Below are 21,147 nucleotides of genomic sequence, written 5' to 3' on the forward strand. Positions count from 1 at the left end.
GCAAGGTTTCCAACGATGACCGGTACGACACGATCGAGCGGTGGCCTCGACGACCGCCGCAAGCGGCTCCTGTTCCGCTGCTGGCACCGCGGCACCCGCGAGATGGACCTGATTCTCGGCCAGTTCGCCGACGCCGAGATCGGGACGCTGACCGACGCCGAACTGGACGAGCTCGAAGGGCTGATCGAGCTCAACGACCACGACCTGTATAACGCGGTGGCGGGCGCGGACACGCTGCCCGCCGAGTTCAAAAACGGGCTGTTCGACCGGATCAAGACCTACGGCCATCAGGGCGACCCGGCATGAAGGCGCCATCACGATCGCCCGCGGAATTGCTGGCGCCCGGCCGTGCGCTGACCTTCGCCAATGTCGCCGAGGGCGCCGAGGGGCTGATCATCTCGGACTTGGCGCGCGCGGTGGCGGCGAGGCCGAAGCCGCCGGCGGTGAGCCTCGTGGTGATCTGCCGCGACGGGCCGCGGATGCAGGCGCTGGCGCGCAGCCTGGAATTCTTCGCGCCCGACGTCGGCGTGATGCAGTTTCCGGCGTGGGATTGCCAGCCCTATGACCGCGTCTCGCCGCATGCCGGCATTCTCGCGCAGCGCGTCACGGCGCTGGCGCGGTTATCGCGGTTGGCGGGCTCCGACAAGCCGCTGATCGTGCTGACCACCGTCAACGCCGCGGTGCAGCGGGTGCCGGCGCGCGAAGTGATCGCCGCGCAGGCGCTCTCGGTCGCGCCGGGCAATGTGGTGCCGATGGACTCCGTCGCCGCCTGGCTCGAGCACAATGGCTACAGCCGCGCCTCGACGGTGCGCGAGCCCGGCGAATACGCGGTGCGCGGCGGCATCCTCGATCTGTTTCCGGCCGGGCTGGAAATGCCGGTGCGGTTCGACTTCTTCGGCGACCAGCTCGAATCGATCCGCACTTTCGACGCCGAGACCCAGCGCACCCAGCACAGCATGCGCGCGCTCGATCTGGTGCCGGTGTCGGAATTCCAGCTCATCACCGAGACCATCCGCCGCTTCCGGATGGGCTACGTTGCAGCCTTCGGCGCGCCGGATCGCGACGACCAGCTCTACACGGCGATCAGCGAAGGCCGCCGCCATCCCGGCATGGAGCACTGGTTGCCGCTGTTCCAGGAGCGGATGGACACGCTGTTCGACTATCTTCCCGGCGCGCCGGTGGCGATCGAACCGCAGAGCGAGGACGCCGTTCGCGAGCGCTTCGAGCAGATCGCCGATTACTACGAGGCGCGGCGCGAGGCGATGGAGCAGCCCGGCTCCGGCGCGATCTACAAGCCGCTGCCGCCGGATCGGCTCTATCTCACCGACAAGGAATGGGCCGCGCGGCTGGAAGGCGCGTCGCTGGCGCGGCTGACGCCGTTCGCCGTGCCGGACGATGCCGGTGGCTCGGTGATCGACGCCGGCGCGCGCGCCGGGCGCAGCTTCGCGCCGGAGCGCGCCGACACCAGCGTCAACGTCTTCGAACGGCTGGTCGCGCATGTGCAGTCGCTGCAGGCGGCGCGCAAGAAGGTGGTGATCGCGCTGTGGAGCGAAGGCTCGCGCGACCGCATGGCGAGCATGCTGAAGGACCACAAGCTCGTCCACCTCACCAGCGTCAATTCGTGGCGCACGGTGCAGGCGACGCCGCGCAACGAGGCGATGCTGGCGGTGGTCGGCCTCGAATCCGGCTTCGAGACCGATGCGTTCGCGGTGATCACCGAACAGGATGTGCTCGGCGACCGCCTGGTGCGGCAGCGCAAGTCGGCCAAGAAGCTCGACAACTTCATCTCCGAGGTCACCAGTCTCGCCACCGGCGACATCGTCGTCCATGTCGAGCACGGCATCGGCCGCTTCATCGGGCTGCAGACGCTGGAGGTCGGCGGCGCGCCGCACGACTGCGTCGAACTGCACTACGCCAACGACACCAAGCTGTTTCTTCCCGTCGAGAACATCGAACTGCTGTCGCGCTACGGCTCCGACGGCACCACAGTCGAACTCGACAGGCTCGGCGGCTCGGGCTGGCAGGCGCGCAAGGCCAAGCTCAAGAACCGCATCCGCCAGATCGCCGGCGAACTGATCAAGGTCGCGGCCGAGCGGCATCTGCGCGAGGCGCCGAAACTCCACGTCGAGCCGCATCTCTACGACGAATTCTGCGCGCGCTTTCCCTATGAGGAGACCGAGGACCAGCTCGCCGCGATCAACGCGGCGCTCGGCGATCTCGAGCGCGGCATGCCGATGGATCGCCTCGTCTGCGGCGACGTCGGCTTCGGCAAGACCGAGGTGGCACTGCGCGCGGCCTTCGCGGTGGCGCTCGACGGCAAGCAGGTCGCGGTGGTGGTGCCGACCACGCTGCTGGCGCGGCAGCACGCCAAGACCTTCACCGAGCGGTTTCGCGGCTTTCCGGTGAATGTCGGTCAGGCCTCGCGGCTGGTGTCGCCGAAGGAACTGACGCTGGTCAAGAAGGGTCTGGCCGAAGGCCAGATCGACATCGTCGTCGGCACCCACGCGCTGCTCGGCAAGGCGATCAGGTTCAAGGATCTCGGCCTCGTCGTGGTCGACGAGGAACAGCATTTCGGCGTCACCCACAAGGAGAAGCTGAAGCAGTTGCGCGCCGAAGTACACGTGCTGACGCTGAGCGCGACACCGATCCCGCGCACGCTGCAGCTCGCCATGACCGGCGTGCGCGACCTGTCGATCATCGCGTCGCCGCCGGTCGATCGCCTCGCGGTGCGCACCTTCGTCGCCCCGCACGATCCCTTGATGATCCGCGAGGCGCTGCTGCGCGAGCGCTATCGCGGCGGGCAGGCGTTCTACGTCGTGCCGCGGATCGACGACCTCGCCGAGGTCAAGGACTTCCTCGACAAGCACGTGCCGGAAATGAAGGTCGCGGTCGCTCACGGCCAGATGCCGCCGACGGTGATCGAGGACATCATGTCGGCGTTCTACGACGGCAAATACGACATCCTGCTGTCGACCACGATCGTCGAATCCGGCCTCGACATTCCGAACGCCAATACGCTGATCGTGCACCGCGCCGACATGTTCGGGCTGGCGCAATTGTATCAGCTCCGCGGCCGCGTCGGCCGCTCGAAGCTGCGCGCCTATGCGCTGTTTACGCTGCCGCAACACAACATCACGGCGCAGGCGGAGCGGCGGCTGAAGGTGCTGCAATCCCTGGAGACGCTGGGCGCCGGCTTTCAGCTCGCCTCGCACGACCTCGACATCCGCGGCGCCGGCAATCTGCTGGGCGAAGAACAGTCCGGCCACATCAAGGAGGTCGGCTTCGAGCTGTATCAGCAGATGCTGGAGGAGGCGATCACCAACCTCAAGGCCGGCGTCGTCGAGCCGGTCGCCGATCGCTGGTCGCCGCAGATCACCATCGGCATGCCGGTGCTGATCCCGGAGGATTTCGTCAACGACCTGTCGGTGCGGCTGTCGCTATATCGAAGACTCGCCGATCTCGACAGTGACGACGAGATCGAGAACTTCGCCGCCGAGCTGCGCGACCGGTTCGGGCCGCTGCCGGACGAGGTGCGCTATCTGTTCAAGGTCGCGGCGATCAAGGCGTATTGCCGGCACGCCAATGTCGAGAAGGTCGATGCCGGCCCGAAGGGCGTCGTCATCACCTTCCGCGACAACGCGTTCGCGCATCCGGACCGGCTGGTGACCTTCATCAAGCGCCACGGCGACGCCGCCAAGGTCCGCCCGGACATGAAGGTGGTGTTCTTCCAGGTCTGGAAAACTCCGGAGGAGCGGCTCGCCGGCACCACCGAGATCATGCGTCAGCTCGCCGAGCTCGCCGATGCCAGGAAGGCGGCCTGATGGCCGCCGCCGGCGCAGCCGTCAGGAGGCCGCGCGTCTTGTGTCGAGCTTGGTCAGGCGGGACAGGATCGCGCGGACGGAATCGTCCGGCATCAACGTCGCGAGCTGAACGTCAGGATCGATCCGGCCCTCGCGCCGGCTCGAGTGCGAGGTCTGTTTCATCACCGCGGTGAGGCGCCGGGCGATCGCCTGAGCGCCGCGAAGATCGGCTTCTGCGAACACCACGAGGATGCTGCCGTCGGCCTGCAGCACGCCAAAATCCATCTTCCGCATCAACCGGCTGACGATCCGCGCGGTGTCGAACAGCACGCGCTGGTCCGCCCGGCAGAACGTGAACTTCGCCACCGACAGCCCGTCGCCACGCGCCTGCGCGTGGTATACGGCCGTGGCGAAATCGCGTTCGAACGCGGTCGGTGTCAGCAGGCCGCTGCGCGGGTCGATCAGACCCCCGGCGTCGAGCGATCGCAGCGTGCGGCCGAGCCGCGCCTCGAAAGCATGCTGTCGAACCAGCGGAAGCGCGTCGGCCACGATGCGAGCCGGATCGCCCTGGGCGAAATCGAGATTGGGCAGGTCGACGTGGTGGTCGGGCGCAGGCACTGTGACCACCACTGGGAGATTGCGGAAGCGGGTGTCCTCGGCCAGCACGGTCAGGAATGCATCGACCACGCGCGGGCTGAACCCTTCGGCGAGGATGATGCCGTCGATGTCGCGGGCGTTGAGGTGTTTCGCCGCCGCTTCGATCGACAGCGCGCCGACCACGCCCACGCGTTCGCCGAGCGCCACCGACAAGGCCGGATAGGCCGCGCCACGACCAATCAGCAGCACGGTCGCGTCCTGGATCGGATCGCTGTCGGGGGTGCGAGGCAAGTCGCCATCGTCGATCTGCCGCCGTAGCGTGGTCGCGTGCAGGGTGCGGACGCGAAGCGCTGCGCGGAGCCGGGCAGCAAGACGCGCAAAATCGCCGCCCTCGAAGCCGATCGCATTCTCAGGGAGAGGGCCACGCGGGTCGAGCACGATCAGCGGCACATAGGGTTGAATCGCTTCGATCTGCTTGGCCAGTATTCCGAGCGAGGTGTCTGTCCCGCCGGTCGCGATCACCGCCGAAGGCTGCAGCCGTGCGATGGAGGCACCGGCCTCGAACCAGCCGGTCGCCACCGCGGGAGATAAACGAGCTGCCGAGAGGGCCGGCAGAATCGGCGAATGGTCGTCTCCTGAAACGACGAGGATGGGCGCGTGATACGACATCTCTGAGAGCCGATTCTCCGCTGTCGACAGCGTTCGACCCTAGTTCGTCACCCTTAATGCGAGGTCAATGCTGACCCGCAGATTCCTGGCCGCGCGGCGGTCCATCTCGAAAGGCTTCGACCATCAAAGGGTTTAGGCCCAATTCTGAAAGTGCTTCACGAGCCCGTGCATTGTCCTGCGCGCGGCCCGCGAGGCGATATCCGCTCCAGCGATCGGGCAATGCGGTGAGCAAGGCGCCCTGGCCGAGCCGCTTCGCCCACTCCTGGAGATCCTGCGCAAGGAAGCGATAGCCGCCGACCGCCATCACCCCGGTTGGAGGCGCGGTGATACAGACGGCACCGCTGGTGCGGTCGAGCCGGGCGGCGAACCCGGTGTCGACATGGTCGGGAGGCGGCGCGGCTGTCGGGCTGCCGAGCGGTGGCAACGGCGCGTAGGCGGCGAGCGTGACCATTGGACCGCGCAGCCCGAGCGTGCCTTTCGGCGTGATCAGGATTTCGCCGGCCGCCGACGACCCGGCCTGGTTGTGTGGCGCGGTGTGAGGCCCCGGCATGATCGTCGCCGGCATTCCATCCTCAATGCGCCGCGCACCGAACAGCCCTGCCTCGCCGAACAGATAGACATCGGTGAAGGTCGCGGGTGCAGCGATCCAGGCCGGGCTCGCTGCGACTTGTTCCGGCGCGCGCCAGAGCCCGATGACATTGCGCAGCGTCGGCATCCCGTCGAGGGCGCTTTCGCCCAGCCGCAATGCCAGCGGCGCCGGCGCCACCAGGGTGTCGCAGCCGAGATCGCGGATCTGGGATTGCAGCACCGCCTCGTCGAACGGATGGTGCAGCGCCAGCGTTCCGCCGCTCAGAAGCCATGTCACCATCGATGAGGCGAGCCCTGCGAACGAGGACGGCGCCTGCGCCGACAGCAGCATCGCGCCTTGCGGGATGCGGCCTTCGAGGAAGATTGCGAGGCCGCCAGCGATCATGTGGAGATGTGTCCGCGGTATCGCCCGCACGCCGTCCGGCGTGGTGTCGAACGAAATGATCGCAGCGCGGCGGGCGTCCTGGGCAGCGGGCGCGATTGCCGATAGGTCATCGGTCATCGCGACGTCGAGCGACGCCATGCCTTCCGGCAGATCCTCGCCGAAGCCGCCGACATAGCGGATCGAGAACGCCTCGGCCGCGGCGTTCATCGCCAAATCGGCGTGGCTGACGCCGTCGATCCAGCGGGTCGAGACGATGGCGCGCGCCCCGGTGCGGTTCAGCGCCGTGGTGATGTCGGCCTGCCGCCAGAGTTGCGGCAGCAACGCGACCACCAGACCCGCCCGCTGCGCAGCCAGGATCGTCAGCGGAAACTCGATGGTATTTGGCAGTTGCAGCGCGATCACCGAATTCGCCGGCAGTCCGGCTGCGGTGAAGTGAGCGGCCAGCGCCGAGATCGCCTTGTCGGCCTGCGCGTAGGTGAGGCGGGAGGGAGCCTGTCCGGTGATGCGCGGTTTGTCGGCGGGGTCGATCAGCGCGACCGCATCGGGCTGTCGCGCCAGAGTGCGGCGGAACAATCCGTCGAGCGTCGGTGATGCATTGGGCTGGCTCACTTGATCACCTTTGTGTCGATGGCCTCGCCCACCACGTCTCGGGCAGGTAGCCGGTCAGGGCATTCGCTGTCGGCCGTTCTATCCGATTCCATCGCGCGATCCATTGTTCCTGGATGTTGTAGAGCGGGATCACGTAGAAGCCCGAAGCGAGAACGCGGTCGAGCGCGCGCACCGCATCGACGAACTCCGGATGCTCCCGCGCGGCGACCATCGCCGCGATCATGGCGTCGACTGCCGGATCCTTCACGCCCATGTAGTTGCGGGTGCCCTGGGTGTCGGCGGCTTCCGCGCCCCAATAGAAGTACTGCTCGTTGCCGGGCGACAGCGACTGGTCCCAGCGGTTCGGGATCATGTCGAAATCGAACGAGATCCGCCGCTGGTCGAACTGCACCGCGTCGACCGCGCGGACCGACGCCTGAATGCCCACCCGTTTGACGTCGCGGGCGAAGGCCAGCGCGATGCGCTCCTGATCCCGTGTGGTCACCAGGATTTCGAAAGCGAGCGGCTGGTGGTCGTCGCGTCGGCGCATGACCGTGCCGTCGAGCTCGTAGCCGGCCTCCGCCAGCAGCGACAATGCGCGGCGCATCGCGACACGGTCGCGGCCGGAGGCGTCGCTCGCGGGAAGGCGATAGCTGCCGTCGATGAAATCGGGCCGCAGCCGCGACAGATAAGGCTTCAGCAGCTTCAACTCGCCGGAATCGGCGGGGCGCGCATACGCAGAGAGTTCGGAGCCGGCGAAGAATCCCGCCGCGCGCGTGTACAGATCGAAGAAGTAGTTGTGGTTGATCCAGGCGAAATCGAACAATTGCAGCAGCGCCTCGCGGACGCGGATATCGGCGAACACCGGGCGTCGCGTGTTGAACACCAGCACTTCGGTCGGTTGCGGCAGGCCGGTCTTGATGGCGTCGCGAATGACCGCGCCGTCGCGGGCGGCGGGGAAGTCGTAGCCGTCGTGCCAGCGCAGCGGTTCGGATTCGACCCGATAGTCGTACAGTCCCCGCTTGAAGGCTTCAAAGTGTGAGTTCGCCTCACGGAAATATTCGATCCGGATCTCGTCGAAGTTCCACAGCCCGCGATTGACCGGGAGATCGCGCCCCCAATAATCCGGGTTTCGTGTCAGGGTGACGCTGGCGCCGGCCTTCACCGCGCTGACGCGATAGGGCCCCGATCCGATCGGCGGCGACAGCGACGTCTCCTCGAAGGTGTCGGCATTGACGGCGTGCTTGGGAAAGATCGGCATCAGGCCGAGGATCAGCGGCAGTTCGCGATCCTGCACATCGCCGAAATCGAAGCGTATGGTGAGGGGATCCGGCGTCTCGGCGCGCACTACCTTGGCGTAGTACAGCCGATGATTGGGGCGCCCCTTGTCGCGCAGCAATTGCCAGGAAAACAGCACGTCCTCGGCCAGCACCGGTTTGCCGTCGGAGAACCGCGCCCGCGGGTCGATCCGGAACGTGACGTAGCTGCGCGCGTCATCGGTTTCCACCGATTGCGCCAGCAGGCCATACAAAGTGAACGGCTCGTCGTTGCCGCGCGCCATCAGGCTCTCGACGACATAACCGCGTATCCGCTGCACCGCGATGCCCTTGACGATGAACGGATTGAGACTGTCGAAGGTGCCGAGCAAACCTTCCACCAGCCGGCCACCTTTCGGCGCGTCGGGATTGGCATAGGGCATTGCCGTGAAGTCGGCGGGCAGGGCGGGGTCGCCGTGCATTGCGAGCGCATAGGACGGCTTCGCCGCCGACTCTGGTCCGGCCAGAGCCGACTGACTGAACGAAACCACAAAGCCGATGACGGCGGCCCTCGCCATCACCCCTGCCAGCAGGCTTGCGCAGGGCGCGAATCGGCCATCTGATTCGGTGCTGTCCACCACGGCAATTTACCACAAGCGAGTGAGGAAACGGGCCGCGGATGATTGTCGCCATTGATCTTTTCGTGCGCCGATGTATTGAAGGCGATCACTCGACGACGCCTGACCGGCCCGTCACGTAACTGCCTCAATTGGCACCGAGAGACCGGCCAAACGGCCAGATGTCAGCTCCGCGCGTCGCGGTGGGGTGTGCGACCGTTTCAGAAAGGGTTTTCCGCAATGAAGTCTTGCAACTTGGTCGCGACGGCCGGGCCGCGCGGGCGGGCATTCGTTCTGCTCACGGCGGCGGCCGTTGCCGCCCTGACCGTCGCTTCCGCAGCGCAAGCGCAGGCCCCGCAGCAGCCGGCCGCTCCGAAGGCGGCCCCGGCGCCGAAGGCTCCCCCGAAGGCGGCGCCGAAGGGCGGTCCCGCCGCCCAGGCGCCTGCCGCTGCGCCGCAACAAGAGCAGCAGCAGGTTCAGCTGATCTATGCGCCGTGGACCAAGTTCTGCCTCAAGGGCCAGGACGCGAACGCCAAGCAGGTCTGCTTCACCGGCAAGGACGGCCGCATCGAGTCCGGCCAGCCGGTGATCGCGGCGGTGATCATCGAGCCGGAAGGCGAGCCGAAGAAGATCCTCCGCGTGACCCTGCCGCTCGGCATGCAGCTCGTTCACGGCACCCGCATTATCGTCGACAGCAACGCGCCGCAGCAGAGCCCGTATGTGATCTGCTTCGCCAACGGCTGCATGTCCGACTACGAAGCGACCCCGGAACTGCTGGCCAGCATGAAGAAGGGCCAGAATCTCGTCGTGCAGGCGATCAATTCGAACGGCGCACCGCTGACGCTGCCGCTGCCGCTGGCGGAATTCGCCAAGGCCTATGACGGCCCGCCGACCGACCCGAAGCAGTTCGAAGAGACCCAGAAGAAGCTGCAGGAAGAGCTGCAGAAGCGCGCCGAAGAACAGCGCAAGAAGCTCGAGGCGCAGGCCCCGGCGGGCGCCAATCCGGCCGCAAAGTAACACCTGATATTCCGCGAAACGAAAAGGGCGCCCGGTGGGCGCCCTTTGTCTATCGGCCGTCTGTACTGACGCTCCCGACTCGGGGATGGCCGGCGCAGAAATTCTGCCGGACTAATTCAACGACGGATTGCGCGGCCGGTAGCCGCCGGCCTTGTCCTTGACGAAGATTTCGGCGACCTGCGAATGCCGGATCGGTTCGCCGGAATCGTCCGGCAGCAGGTTCTGTTCCGAGACATAAGCGACGTATTCCGACTCGGCGTTCTCGGCGAGCAGATGATAGAACGGCTGGTCCTTGTGCGGCCGCACCTCTTCCGGGATCGACAGCCACCATTCTTCGGTGTTGTTGAATTCCGGATCGATGTCGAACACTACCCCGCGGAACGAAAAAATCCGGTGGCGGACGATCTGCCCGATCTGGAACTTGGCGGTTCTCGTCTTGATCATCCGAGTCGCATAGACCAGGATTGCGGCCGATGCTAGTGCGAAACCGGGCATTCCGCTCCCCGTGGCGCTGGGTCCCTAACCCTGTTACCGGTCGATCATCCCCTCAGCCGGTTTCCCCCAGCAGTCCCGCATGATCGACATTCTGAACCTCGCGCTTCCGTATTTCGGGCTGATCTTCGTCGGCTTCGCCTGCGGCCGGCTGAAGCGGCTGCCTGAAAACGGCCTCGCCTGGATGAATTTTTTCCTGCTCTACGTGTCTTTGCCGGCGCTGTTCTTCCGGATCATGTCGAAGACGCCGTTCGAGGAACTCAACAACCTGCCGTTCGTGCTGGCGACCACGTTCGGCACGGCCTGCGCGTTCTTCATTTCCGGCTTCATCGGCCGCACCGTCGGCGGCCTGTCGCTGCGCGAAGCGACGATGGCGAGCCTCGCCGGCGGCTACGGCAATATCGGCTATATGGGCCCGGGGCTTGCCCTTGCGGTGCTGGGAACCAAAGCCGCGGTTCCCGTCGCGCTGATCTTCTGCTTCGACAGCATCTTCCTGTTCTCGATCGTGCCGCTGGCGATGGCGCTGACCGCCGGCGAGCGGCGGCCGCTGCTGCCGACGATCATCCATGTGGTGCGCGAGATCGTGCTGCACCCGTTGATCGTGGCGGCCTATTGCGGCGCCGCCGCCGCGGCGTTCCACGTGCAAGTGCCGGTCGCGGTCGATAACACCCTGCAGTTTCTGCAGAACGCGGCGGCGCCGGTGGCGCTGTTCACGCTCGGTGTGACGGTGGCGCTGCGTCCGTTCGGACGGGTGCCGTGGGAGATCCCCGGCATCGTCGCGGTGAAGCTGCTGCTGCACCCGCTGATCGTGTTCGGCCTGATGCTGGCGTTCGGGCCCTTCACGCTGGAATGGGCCGCCACCGCGGTGCTGATGGCGTCGCTGCCGCCGGCGCTGAACGTGTTCGTGATCGCCCGGCAGTACGACACCTGGGTCGAGCCCGCGTCGGTCGCCGTCCTGATCGGCACCTTCGTCTCGGTGGTGACGCTGACGACGGTGATGTGGCTGATCAGGACCGGGCAGTTGCCGTTATAGTGAACATATACTTCCTGAGCATGATCTGATCCGAAAACCGGTCGCCACTTTTCGGGATCATGCTCTACAGCGAGCGCCAGAACGGCGACATGCCTTCGCGCATCGCCAGGCGCCGCAGCGGCCCGACCGAGCTGATCAACTGCATCCCGACCGCACGCGCCGCCTGTGCCGGCAACAGATTGCTCAGCAATGTGCGGTTGGCGATGTCGATTGCGAAGGTGCGGCTGGCGACGTCGGCGCCGCGGGCGCGGCCGAACCGCGCGATCACCGCATCGCCGCCCGGATCCTGGTCGCGCGCCATCGCATCCTGGACGATCTCGGCGATGTCGCCGGCGTCGCGCAGCCCCATATTGAGTCCCTGAGCGCCGATCGGCGGCACCACGTGCGCGGCTTCGCCGACCAGCACGATCCGCCGCCGGCCGTAGGCGCTGGGCTTTTCAATGGCGAGCGGAAACAGGTTGCGGCCGGGCTCGACGCTGAGGCGGCCGACGATCGAGTGCGACTGCTTTTCCGCGGCCGCGGAGAGTTCGTCGTCGCCGAGCGCCATCAGCCGCTGCGCCTCCTTCGGCGCGGCGACCCAGACGACGCTCATCCGGCGGCCGGGCAGGGGCACGAAGACGCAGGGGCCCTCGGGGGTGTGGAATTCGGTCGAGACGTTGTGGTGCGGCCGCGCCGTCCCGACGTTGAAGGTCAGCGCCGACTGGTTGAGCGCGCGGCTGCTGACCGTGATTCCGGCGGCCTGCCGGCATTGCGAGGTACGGCCATCGGCGCCGATCACGAGCGCGGCCGACAAGGTCTGGCCCTGGCGGGTGCGGACCACCGCGGCCTCATCGCCGGGGGCCACCGATTCGGCCACGTCGTCGAACCGGTCGAGATTGGCGACCTCCGCGGCGCGCTCTTCCAGCGCGAGCATCAGATTGCGGTTCTCGATATTGTAGCCGAACGCATCCATGCCGATCTCGTTGGACGCGAACCGCACCTCCGGCGCCCGGATCAGCCGGTTGGTGTCGTCGACCAGCCGCATCGTCCGCAGCGCAGCCGCCTTGCCGGCGCAGCGACGCCAGACGTCGAGTTTTTCCAGCAGGTCGATGGAATCGCCGAGCAGCGCCGTTGTGCGGTTGTCCGCATAGGGCACCTTGCGGGCGATCAGGGCGGTGAGTGCCCCGGTTTCGGCGACCGCAATCGCGGCGGCGAGGCCGGCGGGGCCGCCGCCGACCACGATGACGTCGTAACTGTTGGGCTCGAGCAGGCTCTGTGTCATGGCAAGACAATCGTCAGTCGCCGCGCCGATTTCAAGCCCGCATTGAACAATAACGACCCTGGGAGTTGCGCGACGGGCGCCGCTTGCTCCGATGCAAATGGGGCCGAGACCTGATATGCAAAGTCTGATGACCCCGCTGGACCCGCCGCAACCGCCGCCGGCGCCGCGCGCCAAGCGCATGGCCGCATTCTCGGTGCACCTTCTGACCGCCGCCGGCGTCGGCATCGCGCTGCTGTCGATGCTGGAAGCCGTCCGGGAGCATTGGGCGGCGATGTTCGGCTGGCTCGGCCTCGCGCTGGTGATCGACGGCATCGACGGGCCATTGGCGCGGCGATTCGAGGTGCGGCGGCTGCAGCCCGATTGGGACGGCGACGTGCTCGATCTGGTGGTCGATTTCGTCACTTACGTGTTCGTCCCGGCCTATGCGATCACCGCGAGCGGCCTGCTGATGCCGATCGCTGCTCCCATTCTCGGCGTCGGCATCGTGATCAGTTCGGCGCTGTACTTCGCCGACCGCAAGATGAAGACGGCCGACAATCATTTCCGTGGCTTCCCGGCATTGTGGAATGCGGCGGCGTTCTACCTGTTTCTGCTGCACCCCCCGCCGATCGTGGCCAGTATCGGCATCGCCGCGCTGATCGTGCTCACCTTCGTGCCGATCAACGTGCTGCATCCTGTTCGGGTCGCGCGGTTTCGGAAATTCAACCTGACCCTGATCGCGATCTGGGCGGTGCTGGCGATCTACGTCATCAAGCGACACTTCGAAGTCCCGGCCCCGGTCACGGTGACCCTTTGCGCGATCGCGATCTATATCGGGGCCGCTGATGCAGCCATTCGCTTGATCCGACGAATCCGGCCGCAGTGACGTAGCGTCGATGCTTGCATTCGCCGCGGCGAGGTCGGTTGACAACGCCGCGAGGATGGCCTTCGGTTGCGCGTTGCGTAAATTCCTAAGGGGACGATGATGACGAAAGCTGTGCGGGTCCATCGGGTTGGCGGTCCGGAGGCGTTGGTCTACGAGGCCATCGAGCTGGCACCGCCCGGAGACGGCGAGGTCCGCATCCGTCAGCACGCCGTCGGCCTCAACTTCATCGACGTGTACTTCCGCACCGGCCTGTACAAGGCGCCGACGATGCCGTTCATCGCCGGCAACGAGGCGGCGGGGGAGGTGGTGGCGGTCGGCCCGCACGTCACCAATTTCCATCCGGGCGATCGCGTCGCGTACTACTCGAATCTGGGTGGTTACGCCACCGAGCGCAACATCGAAGCCGCGAAGCTCGTGAAGCTGCCCGACCACATCACCTACGAGCAGGGCGCGGTGCTGATGCTCAAGGGGCTGACGGTGTGGTACCTGCTGCACAAGACCTTCAAGGTCGAGCCGGGCCATCGCGTGCTGATCCACGCCGCCGCCGGCGGCATCGGTCTGCTCGCCTGCCAATGGGCGCGGGCGCTGGGCGCGAATGTGATCGGCACCGTCGGCTCGAAGGCCAAGGCCGATCTCGCGCTGGCCAACGGTTGCGATCACGTCATTCTCTATACCGAGGAGGACTTCGTCGCGCGGGTCAAACAGATCAGCCGCAACGAACTCTGCGACGTGGTCTATGACGGCGTCGGCAAGACGACGTTTCCGGGATCGCTGTCCTGCATCAAGCCGCGCGGGCTGTTCGTCTCGTTCGGCAACGCTTCCGGTCCGGTGCCGCCATTCGCGCTGGCCGAACTCAACAACCACGGCTCGCTGTTCGCGACGCGGCCGAAGCTGAACGACTATGTCGGCACCCGCAAGGAACTGATCGAAGGCGCCGACACGCTGTTCTCGGCGGTGATCGAGGGCAAGCTGCACGTCCCGATCAACCGCGCCTACGCCCTGAAGGACGCCGCCAAGGCGCATATCGATCTGGAAGGCCGCGTGACGACCGGGGCGTCGATCCTGAAGCCGTAGTCGCTACGCGGCGCCGTCATCCTGAGGCGCTCGCCCGCAGGGCGAGCCTCGAAGGATGCTGGTAAAAGCACGTGCGGCCCATCCTTCGAGGCCGTCGCTGCGCGACGGCGCCTCAGGATGACGCGAATTACGTTGAGGCCGAGACGCTCAGAACCCCGCCACCGTCCCGTGCAGATCATACGCGTCGGCGCGGTCGATCTTCGCGGTGACGATTTCGCCGACGCGGAGCGGGCGGCGGCTGGTCAGATAGACGCTGCCGTCGATCTCCGGCGCGTCGGCCTTGGAGCGGCCCTTGGCGACGGTCGGGCCGATTTCATCGATGATGATCTGCTGACGGGTGCCGACCTTGCGCTTCAGCCGACGCGCCGAGATCGCCTGCTGCCGCGCCATCAGCCGGTTCCAGCGCTCCTGCTTGATCTCGTCCGGCACCTGACCTTCGAGCGCATTCGACGGCGCGCCGGCGACCGGCTCGTATTTGAACGCGCCCAAGCGATCGATCTCGGCTTCATCGAGCCAGTCCAGCAGGAACTCGAAATCGCGCTCGGTCTCGCCGGGGAAGCCGACGATGAAGGTCGAGCGCAGCGCGAGATCCGGGCACTGCGCGCGCCACCGCTTGATGCGGTCGAGCGTCTTGTCCTGCGCGGCGGGACGCTTCATCAGCTTCAAAACGTCGGGGCTGGCGTGCTGGAACGGGATGTCGAGATAGGGCAGCACCTTGCCCTCGGTCATCAGCCCGATGACTTCGTCGACATGCGGATAGGGGTAGACGTAGTGCAGCCGCACCCAGGCGCCGAGCTCGCCGAGCTCGCGGGCGAGGTCGATGAACTTGGCGCGGACGCTGCGGTCCTTCCACGGGCTCTCGGCGTATTTCAGATCGACGCCATAGGCCGAGGTGTCCTGCGAGATCACCAGCAGCTCCTTGACGCCGGCGGCGACCAGCTTCTCGGCCTCGCGCAGCACGTCGGCGGCCGAGCGCGAGGCGAGATCGCCGCGCAGCTTCGGGATGATGCAGAAGCTGCAGCGGTTGTTGCAGCCTTCGGAAATCTTCAAGTAAGCGTAGTGCCGCGGCGTCAGCCGGATGCCTTGCTCCGGCACCAGGTCGAGATGCGGATTGTGCAGCGCCGGCTTGGCGCGGTGCACCGCGTCGAGCACGCTCTCATATTGCTGCGGGCCGGTGATCGACAATACGCCGGGGTAGGCGGCCTCGATCTGCTCCGGCTCGGCGCCCATGCAGCCGGTGACGATCACCTTGCCGTTGGCCGCCATCGCCTCGCCGATCGCGGCGAGCGATTCCTGCTTGGCGCTGTCGAGGAAGCCGCAGGTGTTGACGATGACGAGATCGGCGCCGTCGTGCTGGCGCGCGAGTTCGTAGCCCTCGGCGCGCAGCCGGGTGATGATCCGCTCGGAATCCACCAGCGCCTTGGGGCATCCCAGCGAGACAAAACTGATCTTTGGCGCGGCCGCCTGCTGCATCGGTTTGAAACTGCCTGATTGAGGCCCCGAGCTAAACCCCTTCGGCGGCGCTGACAAGGCGGTTCCTGTGAGATGCCGAGAACGATGTCGCTCCGGCCGGTTCCAGAAGAGGGAATCTTTCCCGGTTCCGGGACCCGGACGGCATCGGCGTTGTTATTTGGCTGGCCGTCTTGCGCGTCGGCGAGATCAGGCTTTCTTGTTCCAGGGCGAGCTTGGGAGTCAAACGATGCGACAGCAGAATCCGGCGATCACCACCAGCCACGCCCGGACGTGGGCGAACCTCCTGCTCGATGCCGACCTGATCGCGCTCGGCGCGGCTATAGGTCTGATCGCAGCCGTCGCCTTCGGTACGCCGCATCTGCGGTTGCTCTAGCCGTGTATCGGCTCACTGCCGGGCGAATGGCGCGACGGTGATGCCGTTGTCCTCGAGCGCCGTCCTGACGCCGCGGGCGATCTCGACGGCGCCCGTGGTGTCTCCGTGAATGCAAACGGTGTCGGTGCGCATTTTGATCACCTTGCCGGTCACCGACACCACGGCGCCGTCCTGCGCCATCCGCAACACCCGTTCGGCGATGACGGCCGGATCGTGCAGCACCGCGCCGGGTTTGCGACGCGAGACGAGATTGCCGTCATCCTCATAGGCGCGATCGGCGAACACTTCGTGCGCCATCGCCAGGCCGGCCACTTCGCCGGCATCGACGAGCTTCGAATTCGCCAGCACCACGAAAATCAGTTTCGGATCGACCGCCTTGATCGCAGCAGCGATGGCGCGCGCGGTCATGTCGTCCTCGCAGGCGACGTTCGACAGCGCGCCGTGCGCCTTGACATGGGTGACCTTGTGTCCCGCCAGCGATGCGACCGCCTGCAGCGCGCCGATCTGATAGGCGACGAGGTTTTCGATCTCGGCCGCGGTGATGCCAGGCACCGGGCGGCGGCCGAAGCCGTGCAGGTCGCGAAAGCCCGGATGGGCGCCGATCGCAACCCCATGCGTCTTCGCCATCGCAACCGTCTTGTGCATGATGTCCGGATCGCCGGCGTGAAAGCCGCAGGCGACGTTGACGCTGGTGGCGATGCGCATCATCGCCGCATCGTCGCCCATGCTCCACGCGCCGAAGCCTTCGCCGAGGTCGCAGTTCAGATCGATCTTCATCTCACATCCTCTTGAAACGATCTCAGGCGTCGAGCGCGTTGGTGACCGCGCCTGCCACGTTGGCAGTGAGCAGCGCGTCGAGGTCGAGCGCCATATGCTGCGCGTCCACGATCCGGTCGGGCAGGGCACGGATCAGCCCAGCCATCGCGCGATACGCGGCCTGGGCCTCGTCCATCCCCACCCCGATGAAGTGGAACGGCCGCCCGGGCTGAAGCTGCGCAAGCCGTCCGAGATCAGCCGTGATTACGGTTGCGATCTTGGGATAGCCGCCGCTGGTGCCGCGATCGGGCATCAGCACGATCGGCTGGCCATTGCCGGGAACCTGAATGCTTCCGTCGACGGTGCCGTCGGAGACGATGTTGTGGCCGTGCAGATGGCGGATCTCGGGACCTTCGAGACGGTAGCCCATCCGATCGCTGGTCGCCGAAACCTTCCATTCGCCGTCGAGGAACGCCGCGACGGCGTCGCCGAATTCGTCGTCCTGCGGCCCGAGCACGACGCGGATCGGGCCATCGGGCGGCTTCGGCAGATCGAGGCGGCGTTCGGGCGCAGGCATTGCTGGCCTGGCCGGGATCACGTCGCCGGATTGCAGCGGCCGCGGGTAGGGACTGCCGAGGCCGGCGCGGGCGTTGACCGCGAGGCTGCCGAACATCGGTTCGCCATCGATGCCGCCTGCGATCGCCAGATAGCTGAACACCTGGCTGCGTGCGATTCCGACCGTCAATGTCTCGCTGTCGGCGAGCAGGAAGGATTCGTTGAGTGCGATCGCGCGGTCGCCGATCGTGGCGGAGCGTTCCGCGCCGGCCAGGGCCAGCCGTACCGCGCCGTCGCGCGCGGTGAATGATGCGCCGAGCGGCCCCAATTCGATCGCGGCGGCGAACGCGTCGTTGCCGACCAGCACATTCGCGGCGGCCAGCGACAAACGATCCATCGCTCCGCTCGGCGTGAGACCGTAGCGCTGCGCGCCGTGGCGTCCGGCGTCCTGCACGGAGGTGGCCGGGCCGACGCTGTCGATCGCGAGCTTACTCATGACGCAGACAACTCGGCGACGATTTCGCCGTCTTCGGCGGCGCGATTTTGTTCGGCGAATTCCCTGGTGTCGATACTGAAGAAGCTGATCGCGTCTCCAGGCTCGAGCAGGAAGACCGGATCGCGATGCAACTGATAAGTCCGTACCGGCGTGCGCCCCAGCAGATGCCAGCCGCTCGGGCCCGGCAGGCATTGCACGCCGGTCTGCACCCCGCCGATCGAGATCGTGCCCGCGGGTGTCAGCAGGCGGGGCGCCTGCCGCCGCGGAATGGCGAGTGCCGGATCGAGGCCGGACAGATACGACCAGCCCGGCGTAAAGCCGATCATCGCGACGCGGTACGTGCCCCCGGCGTGGCGTGCGACGAGATCGTCCGGTGTGATCTGCAGCGCAGTCGCGGCGTCCTCGAGATCGATCCCGTTTTCGCCGCCATAGCAAACTGGAATTCGCCAGCGCCGCTTCGCGGTGGTTTCCGTTTCCACATACGACAGCGCCAGCGCGGATAACTGCTCAGCGAGGGCGGTAAAGCCGATCTGCTCCGGGTCGTAGTGGACCAGTAGTGACCGATAGGTCGGCACCGTCTCCCGCACGCCGGCGATCGCGTGACGTGCCAGAATGGCGTCGAGTGCAAGCACGCGCTGATTGGCCTGCGTGCTGATCTCGCGACCGAAATCGACGGTGATCGCGGCGTCGCCGCTCGGCAGCATGCGTGGAGGGGTGAGCGCCATATCCCTGAGATCTCATCAGTGCGAACTCAGCCATAGCCTGTTTTGCGCGCGCGTGAAAATCACTTCCTACTCATTGTGTTGGCGATAACAATCTGTCGGGACGGGCGATAAGGTGTAATGATCAGTCGTTCGCGAAGGGCTGCCGCGCGCGGCATGCGGCTTGACGGCGGAGGTCGCGCCAGCAAGATGCGGCGCAAATCTCTCAAGGAGCTGCGTGTCCATGTCCCTGACCCCCGACGCCATTGCCACCCTCGCGCGCGTGTCGACCGCGACCATCACCACGGTGTTGCTGAAGAAGGGTCTGCGCAATGTCTGGCTGCGCGGCGCGCGGCCGCTGCGGCCGGGTCAGCCGCGGCTGGTCGGCGAGGCGTTCACGCTGCGCTTCGTGCCGGCGCGCGAAGACCTCGCCACGCCCGAATCCTGGGCCTCGCCGATCTCGACGCGCGCGGCGATCGAGGCGATGCCGGAAGGCTGCATCGCGGTGATCGATGCGATGGGCGTCAGCGACGCCGGCGTGTTCGGCGACATTCTGTGCGCGCGGATGGTGAAGCGCGGCATGACGGCGCTGGTGACCGATGGCGTGGTGCGCGATCTCGAAGGCGTGCTCGGCACCGGGCTGCCGGTGTGGTGCAACGGCGCTGCGGCGCCGCCGTCCGTCGCCGGTCTCACCTTCGTCGGCTGGGGCGAGCCGATCGCCTGCGGCGGGGTCGCCGTGTTCCCGAAGGACATCATCGTCGTCGATCAGGACGGCGTGGTGCTGATCCCGCAGGCGCTGCTCGACCACGTGCTGGCCGAAGGCCCGGAGCAGGAGCGGATGGAAGGGTGGATCGTCGAGGAGGTCAACAACGGCGCGGTGCTGCCGGGGCTGTATCCGATGAACGCCGAAACCAAGGCCCGCTATGCCGCGTTCAAGGAGAAGGCCGGCAAGGCATAACCAAACCGCAGAGGGGCAGACATGGATATCTTCGCAGCCGGTTCGCGGCCGACCCAGCGGGCGCCGAAAGAGTATTTTTCCGGGACTGTCTGGCAGGACCCGATCGTCTCCGCGCCGGCACCGGCGCGGCTCGCGGCAACCCGGGTGGCGTTCGAACCCGGCGCGCGGACGGCCTGGCACACCCATCCGCTCGGCCAGACGCTGTATGTCGTCACCGGCGTCGGCCGGATTCAGACCGAGGGCGGGCCGGTCCGGGAAATACGGGCCGGCGACGTCGTCTGGATACCGCCGGGCGAGAAGCATTGGCACGGGGCGTCGCCGACCAACGGCATGACCCACATCGCGATGCAGGAAGCGCTCGATGGCAGCTTCGCGACCTGGATGGAACACGTGACCGATGCGGATTATGCAGAAATGCCATCGGCTTAATGGAAACCGCTGAACCAACGTGCAAATGCTCGTGACGTCCTGACAGGCTAAGCCTTTAGAACAGCTAGGCCTTCAGATCAGGATGGTGCGCCGACCGTCGGTCATTCGACGCGACTCCAGACCTGGCCTCCGCAGAACATGCCGCCGAAGGCGCAACCCTGTACCTTCAGTCGATCTGCCCCCCTCAGGGCGATCGTGGAGTCATACCTGCTTCCGCTTTTCGGATCGTAGATCCGACCGCTCCATTTGTTGTCGCCGCCCGGCTTCATGTTGATCAGGATCTTCTCGCCGTTCTGGTTCGACTTGGCGTTGACCGAGTAGCCGCAAAGATGCGCACCGCACGGCTCGATCCGAATCTTGCCCTCTTTTTCTTCCGTCAGCCAGACGCCAAGGGGCGACACCTTGTCGAGCGAAGGCGCAGTCTGGTTCTGCGCCGGCACTGACGGCGGCACGGCTGCGACCACCGGGGCTGGCGCCTTCGTCGCTGGACTCTCGTTCTGCGGCTCGGCTGCGGCGGCAGCCGGCTTCGTCTCTGGGGCGGCTTCCGCCGGGCGGCTTGCGGTCGTTGCGGGAACGGGCGGGGGAGGCGGCGAGACCTGGGGAGCCGAGACTTGGGGTGCCGAGACTTGGGGAGCCGAGACTTGGGAAGGCGTGCCGGTCGGTTCCCGGGCGGCGGCGGTGCCCTTCGGCGCGAGTTCGGGCTGGCCGAGCGGCTTGCGGGTCTCCTGCGCCGGCTTCCGGTCGTTGTGGATGTCGTCGCCCGCGTCCTCCCGTTCGGCCCGTGAACGCTTGGCGCGCTTCGGTCCGGATTCGTAAACGCCGGGGATCGAGACGGAGACGCAGGACGCATCATCGCAATCCCGCGGCTTTTCGATCCGGATCGTGCGGCCGCCGATGTCGAACGAATAGGTGTCGCCGGCCTGGGCCACGGTGCTCGTCACCATCAGCGCCATCAGCGCGATGAACCTCTTCATGACTTCCTCCTGGACTCGCGTGGAGCTCATGCCAGTCTGCACCCGGACGAAGCTTCCCAGCGTGAGACAGGTCACGCATTGAAGATGAGACGTCGGCACCGGGCAAAGGTTCAAGCACGCCGGCCGTGCGGGAGGTGCGAGGGGCGACAGTCGAGGCGCGACGCCTTGCGTTATCGGGGAATCCGGCTAT

General features: G+C 66.5%; 19 protein-coding genes. 9 read left to right on the plus strand and 10 right to left on the minus strand.

The features are described 5' to 3' along the window. Positions 1-15: 15 nt before the first annotated feature. Both ACTZWT_RS04340 and mfd read left to right on the plus strand, forming a co-directional pair. Positions 16-306, plus strand: a complete 291-nt coding sequence (locus ACTZWT_RS04340; protein ID WP_444768496.1) for an FAD assembly factor SdhE — start codon at positions 16-18, stop codon at positions 304-306. Further along, entirely contained in the window at positions 303-3,821 is a 3,519-nt protein-coding gene (gene mfd / locus ACTZWT_RS04345; protein WP_444768497.1) for a transcription-repair coupling factor, read from the plus strand. The genes ACTZWT_RS04340 and mfd overlap by 4 nt, the downstream gene beginning before the upstream one ends. Positions 3,822-3,842: 21 nt before the next feature. On the opposite strand, the gene ACTZWT_RS04350 is transcribed toward mfd, so the two are convergent. The 3 genes from ACTZWT_RS04350 to ACTZWT_RS04360 all read right to left on the minus strand — a co-directional run bounded on the left by ACTZWT_RS04350 (position 3,843) and on the right by ACTZWT_RS04360 (position 8,461). Then, positions 3,843-5,066: a GGDEF domain-containing protein gene (locus ACTZWT_RS04350; protein WP_444768498.1), complete on the minus strand. Its 1,224-nt coding sequence runs from the start codon at positions 5,064-5,066 to the stop codon at positions 3,843-3,845. Positions 5,067-5,130: 64 nt separating this feature from the next. After that, complete coding sequence (locus ACTZWT_RS04355; RefSeq protein WP_444768499.1) at positions 5,131-6,648, minus strand: AMP-binding protein; 1,518 nt, start codon at positions 6,646-6,648, stop codon at positions 5,131-5,133. A gap of 4 nt (positions 6,649-6,652) precedes the next feature. Further along, entirely contained in the window at positions 6,653-8,461 is a 1,809-nt protein-coding gene (locus ACTZWT_RS04360) for an extracellular solute-binding protein (RefSeq protein WP_444768500.1), read from the minus strand. Positions 8,462-8,740: 279 nt separating this feature from the next. Here ACTZWT_RS04360 and ACTZWT_RS04365 point away from each other — a divergent pair, with 279 nt between their 5' ends. Then, on the plus strand, positions 8,741-9,517 hold the full coding sequence (locus tag ACTZWT_RS04365) for an invasion associated locus B family protein (protein WP_322517016.1): 777 nt from the start codon (positions 8,741-8,743) through the stop codon (positions 9,515-9,517). Between the two features lie 111 nt (positions 9,518-9,628). Here ACTZWT_RS04365 and hspQ read toward each other — a convergent pair whose 3' ends face one another. Further along, on the minus strand, positions 9,629-9,961 hold the full coding sequence (hspQ, locus tag ACTZWT_RS04370; RefSeq protein ID WP_322517017.1) for a heat shock protein HspQ: 333 nt from the start codon (positions 9,959-9,961) through the stop codon (positions 9,629-9,631). A gap of 130 nt (positions 9,962-10,091) precedes the next feature. On the opposite strand from hspQ, the gene ACTZWT_RS04375 reads away from it, so the two are divergent. Beyond that, on the plus strand, positions 10,092-11,042 hold the full coding sequence (locus tag ACTZWT_RS04375) for an AEC family transporter (protein ID WP_444768501.1): 951 nt from the start codon (positions 10,092-10,094) through the stop codon (positions 11,040-11,042). Positions 11,043-11,106: 64 nt separating this feature from the next. On the opposite strand, the gene ACTZWT_RS04380 is transcribed toward ACTZWT_RS04375, so the two are convergent. Next, on the minus strand, positions 11,107-12,303 hold the full coding sequence (locus ACTZWT_RS04380) for a UbiH/UbiF family hydroxylase (RefSeq protein ID WP_444768502.1): 1,197 nt from the start codon (positions 12,301-12,303) through the stop codon (positions 11,107-11,109). A 127-nt stretch (positions 12,304-12,430) separates the two neighbouring features. On the opposite strand from ACTZWT_RS04380, the gene pcsA reads away from it, so the two are divergent. Then, a complete protein-coding gene (gene pcsA / locus ACTZWT_RS04385; RefSeq protein ID WP_444768503.1) occupies positions 12,431-13,168 on the plus strand; it encodes a phosphatidylcholine synthase in 738 nt (245 codons plus the stop codon). Between the two features lie 99 nt (positions 13,169-13,267). Further along, entirely contained in the window at positions 13,268-14,242 is a 975-nt protein-coding gene (locus ACTZWT_RS04390; protein WP_444768504.1) for a quinone oxidoreductase family protein, read from the plus strand. A 147-nt stretch (positions 14,243-14,389) separates the two neighbouring features. Here ACTZWT_RS04390 and rimO read toward each other — a convergent pair whose 3' ends face one another. Continuing rightward, positions 14,390-15,715 (minus strand): 30S ribosomal protein S12 methylthiotransferase RimO, encoded by a 1,326-nt coding sequence (gene rimO, locus ACTZWT_RS04395; RefSeq protein ID WP_444768505.1) that lies wholly within the window; start codon positions 15,713-15,715, stop codon positions 14,390-14,392. Positions 15,716-15,941: 226 nt separating this feature from the next. Here rimO and ACTZWT_RS04400 point away from each other — a divergent pair, with 226 nt between their 5' ends. Continuing rightward, a complete protein-coding gene (locus tag ACTZWT_RS04400; protein ID WP_444768506.1) occupies positions 15,942-16,088 on the plus strand; it encodes a hypothetical protein in 147 nt (48 codons plus the stop codon). Between the two features lie 12 nt (positions 16,089-16,100). On the opposite strand, the gene ACTZWT_RS04405 is transcribed toward ACTZWT_RS04400, so the two are convergent. The 3 genes from ACTZWT_RS04405 to pxpB are packed head-to-tail and all read right to left on the minus strand — an operon-like array spanning position 16,101 to position 18,620. Beyond that, positions 16,101-16,865: a LamB/YcsF family protein gene (locus ACTZWT_RS04405; protein WP_444768507.1), complete on the minus strand. Its 765-nt coding sequence runs from the start codon at positions 16,863-16,865 to the stop codon at positions 16,101-16,103. A 22-nt stretch (positions 16,866-16,887) separates the two neighbouring features. Next, complete coding sequence (locus tag ACTZWT_RS04410) at positions 16,888-17,895, minus strand: biotin-dependent carboxyltransferase family protein (RefSeq protein ID WP_444768508.1); 1,008 nt, start codon at positions 17,893-17,895, stop codon at positions 16,888-16,890. After that, the gene (pxpB, locus tag ACTZWT_RS04415) at positions 17,892-18,620 is read right to left on the minus strand and encodes a 5-oxoprolinase subunit PxpB (RefSeq protein WP_444768509.1); all 729 of its coding nucleotides are present in this window, start codon (positions 18,618-18,620) and stop codon (positions 17,892-17,894) included. The genes ACTZWT_RS04410 and pxpB overlap by 4 nt, the downstream gene beginning before the upstream one ends. A 220-nt stretch (positions 18,621-18,840) precedes the next feature. Between pxpB and ACTZWT_RS04420 the strand changes: the two genes are divergently transcribed. After that, positions 18,841-19,554 (plus strand): ribonuclease activity regulator RraA, encoded by a 714-nt coding sequence (locus ACTZWT_RS04420; RefSeq protein WP_444768510.1) that lies wholly within the window; start codon positions 18,841-18,843, stop codon positions 19,552-19,554. 21 nt (positions 19,555-19,575) lie between these two features. Then, on the plus strand, positions 19,576-19,983 hold the full coding sequence (locus tag ACTZWT_RS04425; protein WP_444768511.1) for a (R)-mandelonitrile lyase: 408 nt from the start codon (positions 19,576-19,578) through the stop codon (positions 19,981-19,983). A 101-nt stretch (positions 19,984-20,084) separates the two neighbouring features. Here the strand turns inward: ACTZWT_RS04425 and ACTZWT_RS04430 are convergent, their stop codons facing one another. Beyond that, positions 20,085-20,957, minus strand: coding sequence for a DUF2147 domain-containing protein (locus ACTZWT_RS04430; RefSeq protein ID WP_444768512.1), 873 nt, complete (start codon positions 20,955-20,957; stop codon positions 20,085-20,087). Positions 20,958-21,147: the final 190 nt, after the last annotated feature.

It is taken from the genome of Rhodopseudomonas sp. NSM, assembly GCF_052445935.1.
In the GTDB taxonomy this organism is placed as follows: Bacteria; Pseudomonadota; Alphaproteobacteria; order Rhizobiales; family Xanthobacteraceae; genus Rhodopseudomonas.